The sequence below is a fragment of the Arthrobacter agilis genome, from assembly GCF_002953615.1.
GTDB classification, from domain to species: domain Bacteria; phylum Actinomycetota; class Actinomycetes; order Actinomycetales; family Micrococcaceae; genus Arthrobacter_D; species Arthrobacter_D agilis_B.
This window is the reverse complement of the sequence record NZ_CP024915.1, coordinates 1849709-1853463: the sequence shown is the minus strand read 5'-3', so window position 1 is coordinate 1853463 and position 3755 is coordinate 1849709. Positions and strand designations below refer to the sequence as shown.

At 64.9% G+C, this 3755-nt stretch carries 6 protein-coding genes and 2 pseudogenes; all 8 read left to right on the top strand.

What is annotated here, in order from left to right:
* Nucleotides 1–242 (top strand): annotated as a pseudogene (locus CVO76_RS08890) (preprotein translocase subunit SecY); the annotation flags it as partial.
* Nucleotides 243–247: 5 nt separating this feature from the next.
* Entirely contained in the window at nucleotides 248–811 is a 564-nt protein-coding gene (locus CVO76_RS08885; RefSeq protein ID WP_208741760.1) for an adenylate kinase, read from the top strand.
* A 6-nt stretch (nucleotides 812–817) separates the two neighbouring features.
* The gene (gene map, locus CVO76_RS08880) at nucleotides 818–1645 is read left to right on the top strand and encodes a type I methionyl aminopeptidase (protein WP_208739016.1); all 828 of its coding nucleotides are present in this window, start codon (nucleotides 818–820) and stop codon (nucleotides 1643–1645) included.
* A gap of 280 nt (nucleotides 1646–1925) precedes the next feature.
* A complete protein-coding gene (gene infA, locus CVO76_RS08875) occupies nucleotides 1926–2147 on the top strand; it encodes a translation initiation factor IF-1 (RefSeq protein WP_019481515.1) in 222 nt (73 codons plus the stop codon).
* Between the two features lie 21 nt (nucleotides 2148–2168).
* On the top strand, nucleotides 2169–2282 hold the full coding sequence (rpmJ, locus tag CVO76_RS08870; RefSeq protein WP_043440658.1) for a 50S ribosomal protein L36: 114 nt from the start codon (nucleotides 2169–2171) through the stop codon (nucleotides 2280–2282).
* A 163-nt stretch (nucleotides 2283–2445) separates the two neighbouring features.
* Nucleotides 2446–2823 carry a 30S ribosomal protein S13 gene (rpsM, locus tag CVO76_RS08865; RefSeq protein ID WP_049829161.1) on the top strand — a complete coding sequence of 126 codons (378 nt, stop codon included), beginning with the start codon at nucleotides 2446–2448 and terminating at the stop codon, nucleotides 2821–2823.
* A gap of 130 nt (nucleotides 2824–2953) precedes the next feature.
* Nucleotides 2954–3355, top strand: a complete 402-nt coding sequence (gene rpsK, locus CVO76_RS08860) for a 30S ribosomal protein S11 (RefSeq protein WP_026531448.1) — start codon at nucleotides 2954–2956, stop codon at nucleotides 3353–3355.
* 151 nt (nucleotides 3356–3506) lie between these two features.
* Nucleotides 3507–3755, top strand: a pseudogene (locus tag CVO76_RS08855) (DNA-directed RNA polymerase subunit alpha); the annotation flags it as partial.

The following is a 3755-nucleotide window of genomic DNA, read 5'->3' as shown; positions in this document are numbered from 1 at the left end:
GTGCGGGCCGTCCCACCGCCGAGTACCTCCAGTACGTGCTGTCGCGCATCACGCTGCCCGGCGCCATCTACCTGGGACTCGTCGCCCTGATCCCGCTGATCGCCCTGGTGGCCATCGGTGCGAACCAGAACTTCCCGTTCGGTGGCACTTCGATCCTGATCATGGTGGGCGTGGGCCTCGAGACCGTAAAGCAGATCGACGCACAGCTCCAGCAGCGTCACTACGAAGGGTTGTTGCGTTGACGAGAATGCTGATCATCGGTCCCCCCGGATCGGGCAAGGGCACCCAGGCCGCACGGATCTCCGAGCGCCTCGGCGTCGTGGCGATCTCGACCGGCGACATCTTCCGCGACAACGTGAAGCGGGAGACCTCGCTCGGCGTCGAGGCGAAGAAGTTCATGGACGCGGGTGACTTCGTCCCCGACAGCGTCACCAACAGCATGGTGCGTGACCGCCTCGCGGCCGACGACGTACGGGAGGGCTTCCTCCTCGACGGCTACCCGCGCACGGCCTCGCAGGTGGCGGAGCTCGACGACATCCTCCGCGAGAACGACCTCGAGCTCGACGTCGTGCTCCAGCTGACCGCTGACGACGAGGAGCTCGTCAAGCGGCTCCTCGGCCGTGCGAAGCTCGACGGCCGTTCGGACGACAACGAACTGGTCATCCGCCACCGCCTCGGCCTCTACCACGACCAGACCGAGGTGGTGGTGTCGCGGTACGACGAGCGCGGCATCGTCACGAAGGTCGACGGCATCGGCAGCATCGACGACGTCACCGAGCGCGTCATGGCCGCCCTCAAGGTCGCGAGCTGACCCCGCATGTTCCGCCAGCCCAAGGTCGAATACAAGACCACCAGCCAGATGCTCGTGATGCGCGAGGCCGGTCTCGTGCTCTCCGAGGCGCTGGACCGGACGGTCGCAGCCGCAGCGATCGGTGTCACCACCGCGCAGCTCAACGAGGTGTTCGAGGGCGTGCTGCGGGAGAAGGGTGCGACGTCGAACTTCCTCGGCTACCACGGGTTCCCGGCGAGCATCTGCACGTCCGTGAACCACGAGGTGGTGCACGGCATCCCGGGTGGGTACACCCTGCAGGACGGCGACATCCTCTCGATCGACGGCGGTGCAGTGGTCCGTGGATGGCACTCCGATTCGGCGCGCACGGTGATCGTCGGATCGGCGCGGCCGGAGGACGTGCGCCTGTCGGACGTCACCGAGGAAGCCATGTGGCGCGGCATCGCGGCGCTCGCATCGGCCCGGTTCGTGGGTGACATCGGAGCGGCGATCGACGACTACGTCTCGTCGGTGCCCGGCCCCGCACTCGGGATCCTCGAGGACTACGTGGGCCACGGCATCGGGACGCAGATGCACCAGGCGCCCGACGTCCTCAACTACCGCAGTTCGAACCGCGGCCCGAAGGTCCGGCCGGGACTGTGCCTCGCCATCGAGCCGATGCTCGTGCAGGGGGAGCTGGAGACAGCCGTGCTCGACGACGACTGGACGGTCGTCACCACCGACGGGCGGCGTGCCTCCCAGTGGGAGCACAGCGTCGCGGTGCACGACGGCGGCATCTGGGTCCTGTCCGCACCCGACGGGGGAGCCTCGCGGCTGGAACTCCTCGGTGTGACCCCGGTTCCCCTGGCAGCCTGACGGCAGGAGCTCCCAACGCCACCGACGACGAAGGTCCCGCACGAGACGTGCGGGACCTTCGTCGTCGATGCCTTGCAGGACTGCACGGCCGGCTCCCGCCCCGATTTAACTATCAGGGGACAGTAGCGTAGAGTTGTCTGTTGGTTGTCTCTGCTTTTCGTGCCCAATTGGGCTCTGGAGACGTCCCCGCGCGAGGAGCTCCGGCCCTCCGCGGGCCTGACAATCAAAACCCCAAACCCGTCCGCCACGCAAGTGGCGGGCATAGACGTTAGCGGAGGATATGGCCAAGAAAGACGGTGTCATTGAGATTGAAGGCACTGTGAACGAGGCGCTGCCCAACGCGATGTTCCGCGTTGAGTTGGCCAACGGTCACATTGTCCTCGCCCACATCTCGGGAAAGATGCGCCAGCACTACATTCGAATCCTTCCTGAGGACCGGGTCGTAGTGGAACTCAGCCCGTACGACCTCACCCGGGGCCGTATTGTCTACCGCTACAAATAAGAATCAACTCGAAGGAAAACCATGAAGGTCAACCCGAGCGTGAAGCGGATCTGCGAGAAGTGCCAGGTGGTTCGCCGCAAGGGCAACGTTCTCGTCATCTGCGAGAACCCGCGCCACAAGCAGCGCCAGGGCTGAGAACCTCTCCCAGAGGCTCTTCCCGCGCGTAGAAGTACATTCAACGGCAGGACAGCATCCCTGAGGGGATGTACACCCCCGGCTCGGAGGCCGGGGACCGGAACACCTGTTCCGGGGACGTCCTGCTTCAGACCTCCGGTATCACCAAAGGAGCACCGCCACCATGGCACGTCTCGCTGGCGTAGACATCCCCCGCGAAAAGCGGGTAGTCATCGCGCTTACCTATATCTACGGCGTGGGCAAGACCCGTGCAGAGAAGACGATCGTCGACACGGGGATCTCCCCGAACACGCGCGTCAAGGACCTCACCGACGCCGAGCTGGTCCAGCTCCGCGACTACATCGAAGGCAACTTCAAGGTCGAGGGTGACCTCCGCCGTGAGGTTGCAGCCGACATCCGCCGCAAGGTGGAGATCGGCAGCTACGAAGGCATTCGGCACCGCCGCGGCCTTCCCGTACGTGGACAGCGTACGAAGACAAACGCACGTACCCGCAAGGGTCCGAAGCGTACGGTCGCAGGCAAGAAGAAGGTCGGACGCTAGTTCCCTAACGGCTCCCTAACCTGGCTCGCAGAGCTCGCCCGGCCAGGGGACCCTCGCCGTCAGGGGCCCTTTAACCAGGAGTCCCGATCAGCCGAATCATGCTTTACCCAATACCTTCGTAGGAGAAGTAATGCCCCCCAAGACTCGTGGAGCGGTTCGTAAGCCGCGTCGCAAGGACAAGAAGAACATCGCGCTCGGTCAGGCGCACATCAAGAGCACCTTCAACAACACGATCGTGTCCATCACGGACCCCAGCGGAGCTGTCATCTCCTGGGCCTCCGCCGGTGAGGTCGGCTTCAAGGGCTCACGCAAATCGACTCCGTTCGCTGCGCAGATGGCTGCAGAAGCTGCTGCCAAGCGCGCCCAGGAGCACGGCGTCAAGAAGGTCGACGTCTTCGTCAAGGGTCCGGGATCGGGACGCGAGACCGCCATCCGCTCGCTGCAGGCCACCGGCCTCGAGGTCGGCTCCATCTCCGACGTCACCCCGAGCGCGCACAACGGCTGCCGCCCGCCCAAGCGCCGCCGCGTCTAGTCCGCTCTTCGGCCACCGCACCGCCTTGCAGGAACCACCGGTTCCGGCAGGGCGGTTCGGTGCCGTTCCGAGCAGCTTTTGAGCCGGCTCACCAGCAGTCCCGCCCATACAGAAGCGTCATATAGCGGATGCTTCCTGAAAGGAAATGTAAGTGCTCATTGCACAGCGCCCCACCCTGACTGAAGAAGTAGTCGCCGACAACCGCTCACGGTTCGTCATCGAACCCCTCGAGCCCGGCTTCGGCTACACCCTCGGCAACTCGCTCCGCCGCACGCTGCTCTCCTCGATCCCCGGTGCCGCCGTCACCAGCATCCGCATCGACGGCGTGCTGCACGAATTCACCACGGTCCCCGGGGTGAAGGAGGATGTCACCGAGATCATCCTGAACATCAAGAACCTC